Annotated in this window: 14 protein-coding genes; 11 read left to right on the forward strand and 3 right to left on the reverse strand. The window is 67.4% G+C overall.

Features of this window, described 5'->3' with window-relative positions; translation table 11 throughout:
* Positions 1 to 299: 299 nt before the first annotated feature.
* The 10 genes from CBM2588_RS21905 (at position 300) to CBM2588_RS21950 (ending at position 13049) form a co-directional block, all read left to right on the forward strand.
* Positions 300 to 1505, forward strand: coding sequence for an ATP-grasp domain-containing protein (locus CBM2588_RS21905; RefSeq protein WP_115682457.1), 1206 nt, complete (start codon positions 300 to 302; stop codon positions 1503 to 1505).
* A gap of 8 nt (positions 1506 to 1513) precedes the next feature.
* A complete protein-coding gene (locus CBM2588_RS21910; protein WP_231942233.1) occupies positions 1514 to 3319 on the forward strand; it encodes an IucA/IucC family protein in 1806 nt (601 codons plus the stop codon).
* Positions 3316 to 4488, forward strand: a complete 1173-nt coding sequence (locus tag CBM2588_RS21915) for an MFS transporter (RefSeq protein WP_115682459.1) — start codon at positions 3316 to 3318, stop codon at positions 4486 to 4488. Before CBM2588_RS21910 ends, CBM2588_RS21915 begins: the two co-directional genes overlap by 4 nt.
* A gap of 61 nt (positions 4489 to 4549) precedes the next feature.
* Entirely contained in the window at positions 4550 to 6370 is a 1821-nt protein-coding gene (locus CBM2588_RS21920; RefSeq protein ID WP_115682460.1) for an IucA/IucC family protein, read from the forward strand.
* Positions 6367 to 7599 (forward strand): type III PLP-dependent enzyme, encoded by a 1233-nt coding sequence (locus CBM2588_RS21925; protein ID WP_115682461.1) that lies wholly within the window; start codon positions 6367 to 6369, stop codon positions 7597 to 7599. Before CBM2588_RS21920 ends, CBM2588_RS21925 begins: the two co-directional genes overlap by 4 nt.
* Positions 7586 to 8362 (forward strand): HpcH/HpaI aldolase family protein, encoded by a 777-nt coding sequence (locus CBM2588_RS21930; protein WP_115682462.1) that lies wholly within the window; start codon positions 7586 to 7588, stop codon positions 8360 to 8362. The genes CBM2588_RS21925 and CBM2588_RS21930 overlap by 14 nt, the downstream gene beginning before the upstream one ends.
* A 245-nt stretch (positions 8363 to 8607) precedes the next feature.
* A complete protein-coding gene (locus CBM2588_RS21935) occupies positions 8608 to 9024 on the forward strand; it encodes an SRPBCC family protein (RefSeq protein WP_115682463.1) in 417 nt (138 codons plus the stop codon).
* A 360-nt stretch (positions 9025 to 9384) separates the two neighbouring features.
* The gene (locus tag CBM2588_RS21940) at positions 9385 to 11601 is read left to right on the forward strand and encodes a TonB-dependent siderophore receptor (protein WP_115682464.1); all 2217 of its coding nucleotides are present in this window, start codon (positions 9385 to 9387) and stop codon (positions 11599 to 11601) included.
* 96 nt (positions 11602 to 11697) lie between these two features.
* A complete protein-coding gene (locus CBM2588_RS21945) occupies positions 11698 to 12858 on the forward strand; it encodes a PepSY-associated TM helix domain-containing protein (RefSeq protein ID WP_115682465.1) in 1161 nt (386 codons plus the stop codon).
* On the forward strand, positions 12855 to 13049 hold the full coding sequence (locus CBM2588_RS21950; RefSeq protein WP_115682466.1) for a hypothetical protein: 195 nt from the start codon (positions 12855 to 12857) through the stop codon (positions 13047 to 13049). Before CBM2588_RS21945 ends, CBM2588_RS21950 begins: the two co-directional genes overlap by 4 nt.
* A 60-nt stretch (positions 13050 to 13109) precedes the next feature.
* Here the strand turns inward: CBM2588_RS21950 and CBM2588_RS21955 are convergent, their stop codons facing one another.
* The 3 genes from CBM2588_RS21955 to oxlT all read right to left on the reverse strand — a co-directional run bounded on the left by CBM2588_RS21955 (position 13110) and on the right by oxlT (position 16244).
* Positions 13110 to 13859 (reverse strand): dienelactone hydrolase family protein, encoded by a 750-nt coding sequence (locus CBM2588_RS21955; RefSeq protein ID WP_115682467.1) that lies wholly within the window; start codon positions 13857 to 13859, stop codon positions 13110 to 13112.
* A gap of 77 nt (positions 13860 to 13936) precedes the next feature.
* Positions 13937 to 14764, reverse strand: coding sequence for a helix-turn-helix domain-containing protein (locus CBM2588_RS21960; RefSeq protein ID WP_231942234.1), 828 nt, complete (start codon positions 14762 to 14764; stop codon positions 13937 to 13939).
* A gap of 157 nt (positions 14765 to 14921) precedes the next feature.
* Complete coding sequence (gene oxlT, locus CBM2588_RS21965) at positions 14922 to 16244, reverse strand: oxalate/formate MFS antiporter (RefSeq protein ID WP_115682468.1); 1323 nt, start codon at positions 16242 to 16244, stop codon at positions 14922 to 14924.
* A 1041-nt stretch (positions 16245 to 17285) separates the two neighbouring features.
* Here oxlT and CBM2588_RS21970 point away from each other — a divergent pair.
* The gene (locus CBM2588_RS21970; protein WP_115682469.1) at positions 17286 to 18809 is read left to right on the forward strand and encodes a Fic family protein; all 1524 of its coding nucleotides are present in this window, start codon (positions 17286 to 17288) and stop codon (positions 18807 to 18809) included.
* The last annotated feature ends 2 nt before the right edge of the window (positions 18810 to 18811 follow it).

The raw sequence follows: 18811 nt of genomic DNA on the forward strand, positions 1-18811 counted from the left end.
GGCGGACGCGTAATGTAACTGATTCTCAATAACAGGCCAAGACCCGTAGTGGCGAAACCGCCTTGATAAGTGGCTCTACTAGCACAAAGTGGCTGCCGGACATATGTCCCGGCCCTGGATGATGTGCTGTGTATGACACGCGAATACGGAACAAACGGCCGGAGTGGCCATGGCAGATGTCCCTGACAGGCGTTCACCGAGTTGAGCATGAGAATGAGTCGCATTAGCATGATTCGGCTGCTTCGTATCCCCTGCATTGCTCATTGCGCTCCCCCGCACATCCACCTGAGACCCGACTCATGCAAGAGATTTTCGTACTCGCTCACGTACCGACCCCCGCCGTCAACGAAGGATTCCTGCCGGCGGCACGCGCGCTCGGGCGCGCCGTCGTCTTATTGACGGATTGTGCCGATGCCCATCGCGCACACTTTGCCGGCGCCGGCCTGCCCGCCTACCCGGACGACATCGTCCCGTGCGATGTCTTCAACCCGCTGGCGGTGATCGATGCCATCACGCGCCGCGGCGGCAAGCCCGCAGCCGTGTTTTCGAATAGCGATCACCTGCAGGCGGCCACGGCGATCGCCTCGGCGTACTTTGGCCTGCCCGGCAAGGACTGGCGCACCGCCTATGCCGCCAAGAACAAGGCCGAGATGCGGCGGCGCCTGGCAGAGTCGGGAATCGACACGCTCTGGCACGCCGTCGTTTGCGACAGCGCCAGCCTGGCCGCGCTGGCCGACGTGCCGATGCCGTGCATCGTCAAGCCGCGCGAAGGCGTGGCCAGCCAGCAGGTCAGCCTGGCGCGCAGCCACGCCGAGCTGGCCGAGCATTGCGGCGCGATCTGGGCGCGGCACCCGGGCCAGGTATTGCTGCTGGAGGAATACCTGGAGGGCCCGCTGTACACGCTGGAAACGCTGGGCGATGGCAAGGAGCTGCGCGCGCTGGGCGGCTTCCGCGTGACCCTGTCGCCGCCGCCGTACTTCGTTGAGATGGAAGCGGTATGGGGCACCGGCCTGCCGGCCTCGGTCGAAGCCGAGGTGCTGGACACCATCCGCCGCTTCGGCATCGGCTTCGGCGCCTGCCATACCGAATACGTGCTGACCGCGAAAGGCCCGCGGCTGATCGAGATCAACTACCGCAGCATCGGCGACTACCGCGAGTTCCTGCTGTCCGACACCCTGCAGTTCCCGCTGTTCGAACAGGTCTTGCGGCTGCACCTGGGCGAGGCGCTGCCCGCGCTCGAAGTGCCGAGGCGGGCGGCGTGGATCCGCTATTTCACTGCGCAGGCAGAAGGCACGCTGCGGCACGCGCCGGCACACAGCCAGCATGAGGGCAACGGACTCCGGCTGACCTACCAGCCCCTGCGCAAGGTGGGCGACGCCATCCAGCTGACCAACTCCAACAAGGATTACCTGGGCGTGCTGCGCGGCAGCGGTCCCGACAGCGCGGGTCTGGCCGCGGCGGTGGAACTGGCCAGCAGCAAGCTCGCCTGGGAGATCGCGCAATGAGCGCCCGCATGCAACAGCAGCCGTCCCGGTCCGCCACTGCTGCCAACGCAGATGTCGACTACATCTGCGTGCGCGTCGTCGACACCCTGCTGCGCGAGGACGTGCGTGCCTGCGCCAGCCGCGGCGAGTTGTACGGCGCTGACGCGGTACCGGGTGCCGCGCATGGTTTCGATGCCGGCCAGCAGTGGCTGCGTGTCCCGCGCCTTGGCGCCGGCACGCTGTGGCTTCCGGTCAGCCCGACGCGCTACATGCAGGACTGGCGCCTGACTCGCCTGCCCCTGCTGCATGAAGCCGACGGCGAGTTCTCCGCACTGCATGAGGTCGAGTCCATCCTGGCCGCATTCGCCGGCGGCCTGCCCGAGGCAGATGCGCGCCTGTTCACCGCCTACGCCGAGGAGTGCCGTGCCGCGGTCGAGCATCGCGCCGTCTCGATGGCCGAGCGCGCACGCTGGTTCGCGCAGGCTGACCGCGCTGCTGGCCATGCGCTGCCCGCCTGGAACCAGCGCATGCTGCACTACGATCGCGCCGCGGGCTTCCTCGATCATCCCTACTACCCCACCGCGCGCGCCAAGCTGGGCTTTGCCGCCGATGACCTGGCCCGCTACGCGCCCGAGTTCCAGCCGGCATTCGCGCTGAACTGGCTCGCGGTCCCGCGCGAGCGCCACCATTCCAGCGGCGATGCCCTGCCCCCGAACTGGCCGGACTTCGCCGAGGTCGGCCTCGATCCCGCGCTGGCCAGCTCGCATGCGCTGGTGCCGGTGCATCCCTTCGTCTGGCAGCATCACCTCGATGGCTTCCTGGCCGAAGCTGGGCTGGACGGCCACGTCATCCGCGCGCCGCGCGCCTGCCTGCGCGTGTCGCCGACCTTGTCGGTGCGCTCGCTGGTCGTGCTCGACGCCCCCGCATGGCATATCAAGCTGCCGCTGACGATCCGCACGCTGGGCGCCAAGAACATCCGCACCATCAAGCCCAGCACCATCGGCGACGGCCATCGCATCCAGACCCTGCTTGGCGACATAGTCCGCCAGGAACCCGGCCTGCACGGGCAGGTGCTGCTGACCGACGAAGCCAATGGCGCCCATGTCGACCAGCGCCCGTTCCTGGGCTATATCCTGCGCCGCTATCCCGAGCCGCAGCTGGCGGACAAGACGGTGGCCCCGGTCGCGGCCCTGCTGGCGGAAACCGCCAGTGGCCAGTGCGTGGCCGAGGAACTCGCCGGCCGCTATCACGGCGGCGATCTCGATGCCTGGCTCGATGCCTACCTGGCGCTGACCCTGCAGCTGCACCTGACGCTGTGGCTGCGTTATGGCGTGGCGCTGGAATCGAACCAGCAGAACTCGATGCTGGTCTACGGCGACGAAGGCCTGCGCCTGATGCTCAAGGACAACGATGCCGCGCGCATCGACCGCGCCATGCTCGCGCGCCGCTGGCCGGCGTTGGCGGCCCGCCTCGACGGGCTGGAAGACCAGCGCATCGGCGTCGACGCGGCGTTGCCGCTGGCACAGATGTTCGTCACCATCACGCTGCAGCTGAACATCGCGGCGCTGGTGGAAGGCCTGGCGCAGCGTCGCGGCACCGACCCTGCGGTTGGCTACGCGCGCGTGCGGCGCCACGTGGAGGCCGTCCTTGCCGACCTGGCCGCCGCGGGGGAAGACACCGCCTTCGCCCGCCAGGTGCTGCTCGACGACGACCGGCTGCACCTGAAGTACCTGCTGACCGCCGCGTCGCTCGCCGAAAAGGCGCGGACCGGCGCCACCGACGTCAACAAGTTCTACGGCAAGCGGGCCCCCAATTTCCTCAGGGTGGCCGCATGAGCGCCAGCACGCGTCGGGTGGTCGCGGTGGTGATGCTGTGCCATTTCATCGCCGCGTTTGCGGCGCTGGGCATGCCGCCGTTCTTCGCCCTGATCCTGCAGCGTTCGCTGCACAACGATGTGCCGTGGCTTGCGGGCGCGTTCTACGTGGTGCCAACCCTGCTGGCGGCGATCTCGGCGCCATGGTGGGGCCGGCTCGCGGACCGCTTCGGCAAGAAGCCGCTGCTGATGCGTGCGCAACTGGGGCTGGCGGCAAGCTTCCTGCTCGCCAGCTACGCGACCAGCTCGTTTGCCTTCCTGGCGGCGCTGGTGCTGCAAGGCGTGCTGGGCGGGACCTTCTCGGCCTCCAACGCCTACCTGGCCACGGTCGCCAGCGGTACCACGCTCACGCGCAGCCTGACGGCGATGCAGTGGTCGGCGCGCGCCGCGCTGGTGGCGGCGCCGGCCTGCCTCGGCCTGTGGATGGGTGCCGCATCGCCGATCGTGCTGTACCGCTGGCTGGCGCTGCTGCCGCTGGCCGCCGCGGCGCTGATCGCGTGGCTGCCCGCGGGCGACGCCAACGGCACGGTGCAGCGGCCGGCGGCACGCTCCACCGGCGCCGGCACGGCGGCACCGGCGACGCCGCGGCAGATCTATGTGCTGCAGTTCGCGTTCGTGTTTGCCACCGTGGCGACGTTCCCCTACTTCATCCCGGACCTGCAGCAGCGCATGCCGGCCCTGTCCGCGGCCACTGCCGGGCTGCTGTTCGGCCTGCCGCACCTGGTGTACCTGGCGGCGGCACCGCTGCTGTCGCGGCGGCTCGGGCTGGCACCGTCGCTGACGTTGCTGGCCTCCGCCTACGGCACGCTGGCGGTCGCGCTGCTGGCCCAGGCCGCGCCGCTGGGGCTGCCCGCGCTGGTGGCCTGGCGCCTGCTGATGGGCATCGCCATGACGGTCGGCTTTATCGCGCTGCATGCGCTGGTGGCCAGCGTGGTGCACGCGGGCAACGCCGGCCGCACCTTCGGCTGGTTCGAAAGCAGTTCCAAATGGGGTGGCGTCGCGGCCGGGCTTGGCGCCGGCGCCGCGGTCAGCGTGGCCGGCCAGGGCGCGCCCTACCTGCTTGGCGCGGCGTTGCTGGTGCCGGCCGTCGCCTACCTTCTTACCGCCCGACAGCGGATGAGCCCGCTCTGATCCCTCCCGAGAACGAGGTCACAAGACAATGCAAACGCAAGACAAGTTGGAACCTGCCGGCATGCGCCGCCCCCTGGATGACATGACGGAACTGGCCGGCCTGGCCGCCGCGCGGCGCTGCCAGGAGACGCTGCTGAACTGCTACTGCCGCGAAGTCGCGGGCCCCGCCGGCCAGTTGCGCGTTGGCCCGCCGGCCGGGCAGAACGACTGGCCCGCAACCATCGCCATGACCCTGCAGCGCGAGCCGGCGCAGGTGCTGGACGTGCAGCTGCCGCATATCCACGACCGCTTGCTGGCCGTGGTCGGCGGTGCCTGGCTGACCGGCAACTACCGCTACCTGTCGCCGGTATTCCACAAGGCCGAGAACAAGCCGTGGGCGCTGCTCGACTGGGAAGCGCTGGCCGCGCTGCTGTTGCGCGAGATGGCGCAACAGCATGAGCTGCCGCCCAACACCGAGCTGATGGAGCAGATCCGCAACAGCGTCGCCGTCAGCACCGAAGTGCTGTCGGTGCCGGTATCCGAGATCATCCCGGCCGATCCGGTCGACGCCTATATCGACTCCGAGCAATCGCTGACCTTCGGCCACCCCTTCCATCCCACGCCGAAAAGCCGTCAGGGCTTCTCCGACGAGGACCTGCTGCGCTACTCGCCGGAACTGCGCACGCGCTTTGCGCTGGCGTGGTTCGCGGTGCCGCGCGACGACATCGCGCAGCAGTCGCTGCTCGACGCCAGCTGCGACCAGCTGATCGCGGCGAATGCCCCGCCGGTGTCTGCCGACCGCGTCGCGGTGCCGGTCCATCCGTGGCAGGCGGGCTACCTGCGCGGGCATCCGCTGGTGCGCGATGCGCTGGCAAGCGGACGCCTGCAAGACCTGGGCACGCAAGGCGCGGACTTCTTTCCGACTTCGTCGATCCGGACCTTGTACCAGCCCGGCAATCCGTACTTCTACAAGCTGTCGCTGAACATCCGCATCACCAACTGCGTGCGCAAGAACGCATGGTATGAGCTGGAGAGCGCGATGCATGTCAACCGCGTGCTGCGCCCGCTGCTGCCGGAGCTGGCGCGCGAGTTCCCCGGCCTGGCGCTGATGGAGGAGCCGGCGTTCCTGTCGGTCGACCTCCGGCACGCCAACATCGAGCAGAACCGCCAGGTCATCGAAGGCTTCGGCCTGATCCTGCGCCAGAGCGTGGATACGCTGCGCGCGCCCGACTGCGTGCCGCTGCTGGCCGGCTCGCTGTTCGGCAACCACTATTACGGCGATGCGCGCATGCAGCGTCTGCTCACGGCGCTCGCCGCGCAGGAAAGGACCACGGTGGATGCCATGACCGAGCGCTGGTTCTCCGCCTATGTGGAGCAATTGGTTTACCCGGTGTTCCACCTCTTCTTCGCGCACGGCGTCATCTTCGAGCCGCACCTGCAGAACGTGGTGCTGGGCCTGCGCCAGGACATGCCGGCGCAGCTGTTCCTGCGCGATTTCGAGGGGGTCAAGCTGACGCCTTCGCGCCATCCCGCGTCGTCCATGGCGGGCATCAGCGAGCGCGCCCGGTCGTCGCTATGGTATGACGAGGAGCAAGGCTGGAACCGCGTCGCCTACTGCGTGTTCGTCAACAACCTGTGCGAAGTGATCGCGCAGCTCGGTGCCGGCAGGCAGGCCCTGAGCGCGCGGCTGTGGTCGGTGGTGCGCCATCACTTGCATACCTACCAGCATCGCCACGGCAATGCGGCGTCGGCGCGCCGCATCAACGGCCTGCTGGCTGGCCGCCCCTTCCCCGCCAAGACCAATTTCAGCAACCGCTTCTTTCAGCGCGCCGACCGCGCCTCGACCTACGTGCCCGTCGCCAATCCGATTCCCTTTGCCGGCATGGAGGCGGCATGGCAATGACCGCCCCCGTACTGCGCTGGTCGCACGTCGCCGACCACCTGCACCAGGCGCTCGCCGATGCGGGCGCCCCGCTCAGCGCCTACGTCTACGACCTCGAGGCGCTGCGCGCGCACGCCGACACGATCGCGGGCAGCCTGCCGCCGGGCTTCGAGCTGTTCTACGCCATCAAGGCCAACTCCGACCTGCCGATCCTGCAGACCCTGGCGCCGCTCGCGCATGGCTTCGAGATTTCCTCCGGCGGCGAACTGGCCTGGGTGCGCGAGCACTTTGCCGAGGTGCCGCTGATCTTCAGCGGCCCTGGCAAGACCGATGCGGAACTGGCCGGCGCGCTGGACCTGGGGGTCGAGGCGCTGCATGTGGAAAGCCTGCATGAGCTGGAACGGCTGGCCTGGCTCGCGCGCGAGCGCGGCACCACGGCGCCGGTCCTGCTGCGGGTCAACCTGGCGGTCGAGGGGCTGCAGGCCACCACGCTGATGATGGGCGGCAAGCCCACGCCGTTCGGCATCGCCGGCGACCAGCTGCCCGCCTGCCTGGCGTGGCTGCGCGCGCACCCTGAAATCCGGCTGCGCGGCTTCCATTTCCACCTGATGTCGCATCAGCTCGACGCCGCCGCCCATCTGCGCCTGCTCGATGCCTACCTGCAGCAGGTCAGGCGCTGGCGCACGGAATACGGGCTCGACACGCTGGACCAGGTCAACGTCGGAGGCGGCATCGGCGTCAACTACCGCGAGCCCGAACGGCAGTTCGACTGGGCCCGCTTTGCCGCAGGCCTGCCGGCGCTGTCGGCACAGCGCGACGGGCTGACCGTGCGCTTCGAATGCGGTCGCTATATCACCGCGTTCTGCGGCTACTACGCCATGGAGGTGATCGACGTCAAGCACGCCTTCGACCGGGCCTTCGCCGTGGCCAGCGGCGGCACCCACCACTTCCGCACGCCCTATGCGCAGGGGCACAGCCACCCGTTCCGGGTGCTGCCGGTGGCGTCCTGGCGCTATCCGTTCGCCCGCCCCGGCGTGCAGGATGCGCGCGTCAGCGTGGTCGGGCAGCTTTGCACGCCCAAGGACATCCTGGCGCACGACGCGTACGTCGACAGCGTGCGCGCCGGCGACCTGGTGGTGTTCCCGTACGCCGGCGCCTATGCCTGGCATATCTCGCACCACGACTTCCTGCGCCACCCGCACCCGCGGCACTGCTACCTGCCGGTGGAGGATGCCCATGCTGCAGCCTAACCGTCTCAAGGCCGCGATAGCGTCCGGGCGCGATGTGTTCGGGCTGATCAACTCGCTGCCGTTGCCGCTGATGACAGAGATGATCGGCTACGCCGGCTTCGACTTCGTGATCCTGGATCTCGAGCATGTCGGCGTGAATCCGCAAACGCTCGAGAACATGATCCGCGCTGCGGAATGCGCCGGCACCACGGCACTGGTGCGGGTGCCCCGGGCGGCGCCGGACATCATCCTGCGGGTGCTGGATGCCGGCGCGCAGGGCATCGTGGTGCCGCACGTATGCAACCGCGCTACCGCCGAACTGGCGGTCCACAGCGCGCGCTACCACCCGCTCGGCAAGCGCGGCATCGCCGGTGGCCGGACCACCGGCTTCGGTACCCTGACATTGCCCGAGTACATGGACCGGGCCAATCGCGAGCTGATGGTGGTGGCGATGATCGAGGACCGCGCGGGCGTCGACGCGATCGAAGAGATTGTGGCCGTGCCGGGCATCGACATGGTGCTGGAGGGGGCGATCGACCTGTCGCAAAGCCTGGGCGTTCCCGCCGACGCGCAGCATCCTGCCGTGCAGGCAGCGATCCGCCGCATCGCGCAGGCCTGCCAGGCCGGGGGCGTGCCGTTCTGCGCCATCCCGCGTGCGGCCGGACAATGCGAGCAATGGCGCGAACAAGGCGTGCACGCCTTCCTGCTGGGAGACGATCGCGCCACGGCCTTCCGCGCCATGAAGCAACTGGTGGCGGGCTATCGGCGTGAACCGTCAGCCTGAATAACCGGGACAGCCGACATCGCCGGGATAGCGGGCGCACGGCCGAACACCCGGGTGCACCCGGTGTGGTGGCAGCGGCACGCCGCGTTTGCGGCAGCATCCGGTATTCCCGACTGTTATTGCAGTCCTGCGCGTAATTTCTGCACCGGCCCCGCCCCTATCGCTCTGGCTGGGGCCGGCGCCGCGCCATGCGTCTGGAACGGGATTTGCACCGGTTCGCCCGCCTTTTGAAAAAAGGAGGTGCTATGTCAACCATCGAAGAGTCGATTGACGTCCGGGTGCCGGTGCAAGTCGCGTATCAGCAATGGTGCCGGTTTGAGGAATTTCCGCGGTTCATGGAGGGCGTCGAGGAGGTCAGGCAGCTCGATGACCGCCGTCTTCACTGGCGCGCCGAGATCGGCGGCAAGCAGAAGGAGTGGGATGCCGAGATAACGCAGAATGTCCCCGACCAGTGCATCGCTTGGCGCAGCGTCGCCGGGGCGGAGAACTCGGGCCAGGTGAATTTTTCTCCGCTGGATGCGGGCGCGACCCGGGTGTCGGTGCGCATGAATTACGAAACCGAAGGCGTGGTCGAGGCGGTCGGCGATGCCGCCGGCGTGCTCAAGCGCAAGGTCGAGGGCGACCTGAAACGCTTCAAGGAGTTCATCGAGGCGCGCACGTGAGGGCCTCGGTCTGACCTCGCGGCCTGGCCGCAGGCCGCGACATCATCCCCGCATTCTCCATGTTTTTCCCGCAAAAGCCGTCGCCCTGCCCGTGGGGCGACCGGCCACCGCAGCGGCCCCTTCCCGCCTGAGTATTCCCGTTCCACCTTCGTCCAACAGGTTGATGCGCCAGAACGGCGCCGATCAACTGGCCCACATGCCGCGCGACTTGCCGAGTTAGTCGGCGCCCAATACCGAAGCGCGGCACCTGACCATCGGCACGGCCCCCCAACGTAGAAAGCTGTGAATGAAATTTATTAATGATAATGATTTGCATTTACAATACGGCCGAAATCAAGAAAGCCGACATCCAGGAGGAATATGTACAGGGGTAAAACGGCCGGCCCGAGCCAGGGCCGGCGAAGCCATCAACCATTTGCGCTGACGGCGCTGGCGCTGGCGGTCTCCATGCAGTGCGCGCAGGCGCAGGACAGCGGCACGGCGCAGGCGGGCAGCACCGCCGTGGTACAGCTGCCGACCGTTAGCGTGCGCGCCGACGGCGTGGAGAACTACGGGCCGGCGAACAAGAAGTCGGTGTCCGCCACCAAATCCGACGTGCCGATCGCCGACACGCCCCAGTCGATCAGCGTCATCACCGCCGACCAGATGCGCGCCCAGGGCGCGCAGCGGGTCGAGGAAGCGCTGCGCTACAGCGCCGGCGTGCGCACCGAGCCGATCGTCGATACGCGGCGCAGCACCTACATGATCCGCGGTTTCACCGTGTCCCAGAACAGCCAGTACTGGGACGGCCTGAAGCTGCCGGCTTCCGGCGGCTACGGCGGCTGGGAACTGGAGCCGTACAGCCTGGATCGCGTCGACGTGGTGCGCGGTCCGTCGTCGGTGCTGTACGGACAGACCTCGCCCGGCGGCCTGATCAACCAGATCAGCAAGCGGCCGCAGGCGGAGACCGCCAACGAGATCAACCTCAGCTTCGGCAACTATGACCGCAAGGAGGTCTCCGGCGACTTCACCGGGGCACTCGACAAGGACGGCAAGGTGCTGTACCGCCTGACCGCGCTGGCGCGCGACAGCGGCACGCAGACCAATATGGCCGGCGACGACCGCTTCTTCATCGCGCCGCAGATCACCTGGCGCCCCACCGATGCCACCAGCTTCACGGCCTACGCGCAGATCTACCACGACAATGCCGGCAACAGCGCCAACTTCCTTCCGGCGCTGGGCACGATCACGCCGCTGGCCAACGGCTCCAGGATCCCGACCGACCTGTTCACGGGCGAGCCGGGCTTCGACCGCTTCAAGCGCGAGCAGTACCTGGCGGGCTATGAATTCTCGCATCGCCTGAACGACACGGTGACGCTGCGCCAGAACCTGCGCTACGGCCACATGTATGTGAGCTACGAGAACATCGGCGGCAACGGCGGGCTGGTGGCGAATCCGCCCAACGGCCCTTACCTGCTGCGCCGTATCGGCTTGCGCTCGAACGAGTCGTTCGACCTGTTTACGGTCGACAACCAGGCGCAGATCAAGGTCAGGCATGGCATCTTCGACCATACCATCCTGACCGGCATCGACTACTCGCGCTCGACCTTCGACCGCCTGCGCGGCCTGACCGGCAACACGCCGGCCGCCCAGCCGCCGCTGAATATCTTCAACCCGGTCTACGGCAATTTTGTCGCGCCGAACTACCAGACCGACGAAGACACCACGCGCAGCCAGATCGGCTTCTACCTGCAGGACATGGTGCGGATCTCCGACCGCTTCATGCTGCAGCTGGCCGGGCGCTATGACAAGGCCAAGGTCAGCACCGACACGCGCGCCCTCTCGACCAACGCGGTCACTCGCACCGGCAGCGACGACGGCAAGTTCACCGGCCGTGCCGGCCTGCTGTGGGAAGGCCCGTACGGCCTTTCGCCCTACGTGAGCTATTCCACCTCGTTCGAGCCGGCCACGACCGTGCCGCTGTTCGGCGGCGGCACGCCGCAGCCCACCACCGGCAAGCAATACGAGGCCGGGCTGAAGTGGCAGCCCGCGGGCAGCCGCAGTTTTGCCCAGCTGTCGCTGTTCGACCTGACCCAGGCCAACGTGCTGACGACGTCCCCGGTCAGCGGCTTCTCGTCGCAACTGGGTGAAGTCCGCTCGCGCGGCGTGGAACTGGAAGGCACGTGGTCGGTCACGCCCAACTTCAACATCCTGGCGTCGTACACGTACACCGACGCCGAGGTCACGAAGGCCGGCCCGAACGCGCCCAACGCCGGCAAGACGCCGCAATACGTGCCGCGGCACATGGCCTCGCTGTGGGCGGATTACCGGCTCTCCAGCGGCTTCCTGGCGGGCGTCTGGCTGGGCGGCGGGGTGCGCTACGTCAGCAAGACCTACGACCAGACCAACGTGACCGAGGTGCCCGGCTTCACGCTGGTCGACCTGGCCGCGAGCTATTCGTTCGCGCGGCACTACACGCTGCGGCTGAACGTCAACAACCTGTTCGACAAAACCTACGTCGCCGCATGCGACAGCGCCACCAACTGCTACTACGGGCGCCGCCGCACCATCATCGGCACGGTGACGTACCGCTGGTAAGCCGGGCATGGCCTGGCATGCCAACCCATGGCGGCAGGCACGGCCCCGCACCCGCAACACGGGTGCGGGGCCGCGGCCTTGCAGGAGTCTCATCACATGAAAGCCCCCACGCTACGCTTCTGGTACGCGATCCACCGCTGGACCAGCCTGCTCTGCACCCTGAACCTGCTGGTGCTGTGCCTCACCGGTCTGCTGCTGATCTTCCACGAGGACATCGACGCGCTCGCCGGCCAGGAACACCACGGCCTGGTGTCGGCCGAACGCACCCTGCCCGTGCCGGCGCAGCGCCCGCCGCTGCAAGGCATGGTCGATGCGGCGCGCGCCGCCCATCCTGGCCAGGCGCCCAAGTCGATTGCCTTCGCCGAGGATGATGCCGATGCCGTCGGCGTGCGCGTCGGCCCGCCCGGCGAGGCCAAGTTGCGCCACGGCACCACGGTCCAGTTCGATGCCGCCACCGGCGCGCCGCGCAAGCCCGGCCCGGCCGGCGAGACCGTCAGCGGCTTTATCCTCAAGCTGCACCTGAACCTGTTCCTGGGCCTGCCCGGCCAGTTCTTCATCGGCTTTATCGGCGTGCTGTTCGCGCTCAGCCTGATCAGCGGCCTGGTGCTCTACGGGCCTTTCATGCGCAAGCTGGCCTTCGGGCTGGTGCGCTTCGGCAAGCCGGTGCGCGTAGTGCAGGCGGACCTGCACAACCTGTTCGGCATCGTGGTGATGGTGTGGGCCCTGGTGGTCGGGCTGACCGGCACCTTCCTGTCGTTCTCGCCGCTGATCATCGGGCTGTGGCAGAAGACCGAGCTGCAGCACCTGATCGCCACCCTGCCCGGCCCGACACCGCCAAAGCTGGTGCCGGTCGACCGCGCGCTGGAGGCGGCCCACCAGGCCGTGCCGGGCAGGGATCCGGCCTTTGTGTTCTACCCCGGCACCGAGTTCTCCACCGGCCGCCACTACGGCGTGGTGCTGCGCGGCCATACCGAGCTGCAGAAGCGCGTCTATGCGATCGCGCTGGTCGACGCCGGCGACGGCAGCGTCGCCGCGGTGCGCGGCATGCCGTGGTACCTGCAGGTGCTGCTGCTGTCTGCGCCTTTCCACTTTGGCGACTATGCCGGCCGGCCGCTGCAGATCCTGTGGGCGTTGCTGACCGTGATCACGGCGGGGGCCACCGTGACCGGACTGATCTTCTGGCTCAAGCGGCCGCGGCGCAGCCGCGGGGAAGCGCGCGCACCGCTGCCGCCGCAACTGTCGGGAGACCAGGCATGAAGCTGATCGACGATACCTGGCCGATGCCGGTGCTGCTTGGCGCGCTGTCGCTGGGCGGCCTGGCGGCCGGCATTCTTGGCGACGGCGCGTGGGATGCGCTGTGCTGGATCGGCCTGGGCGTGCCGGTGGCGCTCACCGCGGGCTGGCTGTGGCGGCAGTGGCGCGCGCGGGAGCAGTCTGCGCGGCGCTGAGTTGCCACGCCAGGCTGACACGGCAACAGGCGATCTGACCGTGCGGCGCCGGTCCTGCCGCTAGGCCGATGCCGCGAACCGCTCGGCCAGGAACGCCGCGCATGCCGCCCACGAGCGCCGGTCGGCCGCGGCGTCATAGACAATGCCCCGCTCCGGGAAGTTGGCGCCCTCGAAAGTAAACGCATGGCGCGCATGGCCATAGGCATGCAGTTGCCAGTCGGCTCCGGCCTGTGTCAGCTCGGTGGCGATGGCGAGCACGTCCGCCGGCGGCGCCACGGGGTCTTCCCAGCCATGCAGCAGCAGCACGCTGGCACCGATGGGACCTTGCGGGCCGAGCCGCGGGGGCTGCAGCACGCCGTGGAAGCTGGCCGCGGCCACCAGCCCGGGCGCGGCGGCGCGCGCCAGGTCCAGCGCGCACAGGCCACCGAAGCAGTACCCCACCGCGGCCATCCGCCCCGGATCTACGTCCGGCAGTCGCCTGGCCGCTTCAAACCCGGCCAGCAGCCGCTGCCGCAGCAGCCGGCGGTCGGCCAGCAGCGGGTCCATCAGGTGCGCGTTGTCGCCCCGCTCGTCGCCGCGCACGCCCTTGCCGTACACGTCGGCGGCAAAGCACGGATAGCCCAGTGCCGCGAAGCGGTCGGCGCAGCGGCGCATCGCCGCATTCAGGCCGCTCCACTCATGGGCCAGCACCACGCACGGCGTGCGTGACGCGGCCATGCCGGCAGGCCTGGCGAGGTAGCCCTCGAAGACCGTGGTGCCATCCGTGTAGGAGATAAAGCCGCGCTCCGGCGGCAGGCTTGCAGCGTTCATGGTTTCCTCCGTTCAGGCCGCCAGCATGCGGCCGCGCGGGAACGCTGTATTGAACGTTTGGGACGTGCCTGGTCCACTCACAGGTAGAACGCCGGCGCGCCAGCCGGACGCTGCCCGAAGGACACCGCCAGCGGTGACTGGCCGCTGCGCGCGTACGTGCCCGGCGTCTGCGCCACGCGGCGGCGCCATGCGCGGATCTGGTGGGCCTGGTCGCTGTAGCCGTCCAGCGCATCGCCCGTGCCGCGCTGCAGTGCCTGGATGCTGTGCTGCAGGCGTTCCAGCTCCATCAGCTGCTTTGGCCCGAGCCCCAGCTGCTGCGCGAACCAGCGGTTCAGCTGACGCCGGCTGACCGCCATCAGGCTGGCGACTTCCTGTACCTGCCGCCCCTCGCGCAACAGCGCGTGGGCCGCGCGCATCGATTGCAGCGCCGCCGGCTCCCGCAGCGCCGCGAGCCGCCGCAGCAGCCACGCATCGAGCCGGGCAACGATCCGTGCCGGCATCCAGGCGGCGCTAAGGTCGGCGCTGAGCGCATGGCTGGCCCGGTCTCCCAGGTACCCCGCGAGGTCCAGCAACTGGTCCTTGCACTCAGGCCCGACGCCGGGAAACAGCCGCGCCAGCCCGGCGCCGCTGAGCATGGCCATGACGAAGTACGTATCGGACCACGACTGCCAGCGCCGGCTGGCCGACTGCAAGCCCAGCAGCGACACCGTCGGCACGGCAGGGCCGCCCACCATCGCGTTCGGACGGCCGAAGTTGACCGACAGCACCGCACCCGGGTACGGACAGGTGGTGATATCGCTGCCGGCGTAGGCGCCTTCCAGGTCCTGTACGAACCAGTAGCCGTCGACATAGGGCGTCAGGGATGGGCACGGGGCGAGGACCTGGAACATGACGGCGGCGCGCATGGGAGGCGCTGGGGTGGGCACGGGCATACCTTTATCACAGGCGCCCCGCTCCCGTCGCAAACACCCGGCCCCATGAAAAAAGCGGGCTTCCGAAGAAGCCCGCCTTTTGTTGCTGCGAAAGCCCTGCAATGACTGGCGTCGCCGCCGTCATCCCCGCTCAGGCCGGTACTTGCGACCCGGCTGCCGCCGCCTCCTTCGAGAACAGGCTCCGGGCGTTGGCAACGTGGCTCTTCAGCACCGGCCGCAGCACCATGATCGCCAGGAAGGCCGCGGTCAGGTCCATCGCTGCCACCGTGTAGAGCACGGTGGACCAGGTGCCGGTCGCTTCCATCATCAGGTTGCCGATTGGCACGAACAGTGCGCCGATACCCTTGGCGGTGTAGAGCACGCCGTAGATCTTGCCGATGTGCTTGGTGCCGAAGGCATCGCCGGCGAGCGCAGAGAACAGCGAGTAGACCTCGCCCCAGGCCAGGAACACCACCCCGGACAGGATCAGGAACGCGTACGGGTTGCTGCCGAAGTAGCCCAGCGCGATGATGCCCAGCCCTTCCAGCGTGAAGGCGATCACCATGGTCTTTTCGCGGCCGATGTTGTCCGAAATCCAGCCGAACAGCGGGCGCGAGATCCCGTTCATGATGCGGTCCAGCATCAGCGCCAGCGGCAGCGCGGCCATCACGAAGAAGTGCAGGTCGACCTTGAACTCCTTCACGCCGAGGTCCTTGGCGATCACGCCCAGCTGCGCCACGGCCATCATGCCGCCGGTGACCACCAGCACGAACATGATCAGCATCAGCCAGAACAGCTTGGTGCACAGCGCTTCCTTGAGCGTGTAGTCGCGCGTGGCCTGGACCAGCTTGGCCGACGCCTTGACTTCATGCGACTTGGGCGAACGCAGGAACCACGCCGCGATGAAGGCGAGCGAACCCTGCAGCAGGCCGAAGAACAGGAAGGTGTGCTGGAAGCCCTGCGACTCGATCATCGCCGCGATCGGCAGGATGGTCGCCGCCGAGCCCGCGCCGTAGCCTCCGGCGGTCAGGCCCACGGCCAGGCCGCGGCGGTCCGGGAACCACTTGAGGGCGTTGTTGATGCAGGTGGCGTAGATCGAACCCACGCCCAGCCCGCCCACCGCCGCGCCGACGTAGAAGCCCATCAGCGTGGTCGCCTGCGAGTTGATGCACCAGGCCGCGCCGATGAACACCGCGCCGAACGCCACCATCATGCGTGGCCCGAACTTGTCGATAAAGTAGCCTTCGATCGGTGCCAGCCAGGTCTGCACCAGCACGAACACGGTAAACGCGACCTGGATGCTGGCGCGGGACCAGCCGTAGGTGTCCTGGATCTCCGGGACGAACAGGGTCCAGGCGTACTGGATGTTGGCGGTGGCGATCATGCAGATCACCCCCACGATCAGCTGCATCCAGCGTGTGCCTTCCGGGACCTGGTGATTGACGCCCATCCCCATTGCCGATGGATTACTCATTGCGCGCTCCTTGAATAGATTGGCCATTAACTCGCGACAGGGCGGAGGAATATACGGTCGCGCTGCGCCTCAGCTTAGGGATGGCTGCTGGCATTTCATGTCTCCTAATGTCATTGGCATTTGTTTGCCTCTTATCACGACGCGACCTGAGGTCTCCGCCCTCACCTCTCTCTCAAACTAGGAGCGGCGATGGGATACACAGTATGTGATATATCAACGAAGTCAAGCGAAAGCCGGGGCAGGGTTTTCACTGAATTAATGCGGGCCATGGATGGGCGCCTTATATTCACGACAAAATCGCATCAGAAGCTGTATGCAAAAACTGGCCACGGTGCCGGCTGTCGGCTGCTATCCCTTTGCTGGCGTGGAATTCCGGCGCCCCCTCCGGCATCAATGAGTATTTCTTCTGAATCCGCCGTGATCACAATGGCGCATTATCATTACAACATTGTCATGAGGCGGTCGCGCCATGATGACAGAATTGTCATGATTATCCCGCTCCGCCCAGGTGGATTCTGGCTAAATGCCTCCGATTAATTTCGCGCCGACATACAAAAAAAATGCCCGCAGGCGAACCTGGCGGGCTGAGGCATGGTGCGTGACATCGGCCGCAACATGTAGTTGCAGTTATAGGCGATAAATGGAGCCGGTCAAATAGCTGAAATAGGTTTTACGCCGATTAATTGGCAAACCCAGAGAAAACCCTGAGCTCTCCCGGGGCCATGGCGGCGATTATGTGGCAATAAGGCTTGATTATGACAAGGCTGTCATTTTCAGGTGACATTTACAAGCCTTGGCCGCTGGCGGCGCCGGCTGACTCGTGTAGACGAAAACGTCATCGCCTGCGCCTGGAATAGACAAAACGGCAAGCGCAGTAGAGCGCCTCGTAAAGCCGGTCTGCTGGCCGGCTAGCCTGCCCGTGGCGCGCCGGCTTCATATATTAAATTATCAGAAATCCGGCTCGAAGTAGATGTTTTGGTAAGTCCGGTAGAAGCTATGGTAAGCTCCGCGGGCATCAGCCCACATTTCACCGACCTCCGCATGGCTCATGCACCACTAGGCTACGACGCCCTGATCCGCCAGTTCGGCCTGCGCGTGCCGCCGCTGCGCTGCACCTCGGCGCTCGGCGACAAGACCGGCGTGCTCAGCACGCATACCGGCCCGGATGGCACCACGCGCACGGTCTACCCGCGCAACCGCTACCGCGGCGGCGACACCACGGTGGACCACCTGACCTTTGCGCTGAAGAAGGAACAGCTCGACCTGACCGTGCTGGCGGCGCTGTTCGAGCAGCCCCAGGCGGTGCAGGACGTGCGCGCCTGGCTGGCGGCCACGCCGACCTCGCGTTATGCCCGGCTGAGCGCCTTCTATGCCAAATGGCTGGCCGGGGCGCAGTTCGATTACAAGCTGCCGGCCGGCGCGCCGCGGGTGCTGGCGCTGGATGAGGCGGAATACGTGACCGGCCCGTCAACGCCGGACCTGCAGTTTGGCATCCAGAACAATCACCTCGGGCCGGCGGCATTCTGCCCGGTGGTGCGCCGTACCGAGAAGCTCGCGCGCTGGATTGCCGCCGACCTGCCCGGCCGTGTGGGCAGCGCCATCCGGCGCCTGGAGCCGGAGTTGCTGGCGCGCGCGGTGGATTATCTCTACCTGGCCGAGACCCGCTCCACGTATTCGATCGAGCATGAGATTCCCGATAACCAGCGCGTCGCCAAGTTCCGGCGGCTGCTGGAATATGCCGGCCAGCGCGCGCCGCTGACCGAAGCGCAGCTGTGCGAATGGCAGAACGAGATCATCTCGGGCCTGCGCGCCGAATACAGCTTCCGCGACCAGCAGAACTGGCTGTCTCGCGGCGGGCGGCTGCGCAATATCGCGGACTATATTCCGCCGCCGCCGGCGCAGCTGGGCGCGATGATGGACGGCATTGCCGCGGTTGCGGCACTGGTCGAATCCCGCGCGGCAAACCCGATCGTGGTGGCGGCGTGCGTGTCGTTCGGCTTTGTCTTTGCGCACCCGTTCTATGACGGCAACGGCCGCCTGCATCGTTTCCTGATCCACCACCTGCTGCGCCAGGCCGGCGTCACGCCCGAAGGCGTGGTGCTGCCGGTGTCGGCGCGCATGCTCAAGCAGCTCGACGTCTACGCCGGCCTGCTCAAGGCCTATTCCGCGCCGCGTACCGCGCTGCTCAATTACGCGCTGGATGCGGACAGCGACACCATCCTGATCAAGTCGCCGCAGCCCTACTGGCTCTATGCCTCATTCGACGCCACCGCGCTGTGCGAATTCGTGTTCGAGTGCATCGAGCAATGCGTCGAGCAGGACCTGGCGCAGGAAATCCAGTACCTGCGCGCCTACGACGCCAGCGTGACCCGGCTCGAAAGCTGGCTCGACCTGCGCCAGTCGCGGCTGTCCAACCTGATCGACCTGGTCGTGCAGAACCACGGCGAGCTGTCGCGGCGCAAGCGCAAGCTGTTCGAGGACATCACCGACGGCGAGCTCGCCCGCATCGAAACGGTGGTGCGCGACGAGTTCGCGGACTACCTGGAGCGCCACGGCAGCCGCTGACG

Source organism: Cupriavidus taiwanensis (assembly GCF_900250075.1).
GTDB lineage: Bacteria > Pseudomonadota > Gammaproteobacteria > Burkholderiales > Burkholderiaceae > Cupriavidus > Cupriavidus taiwanensis_C.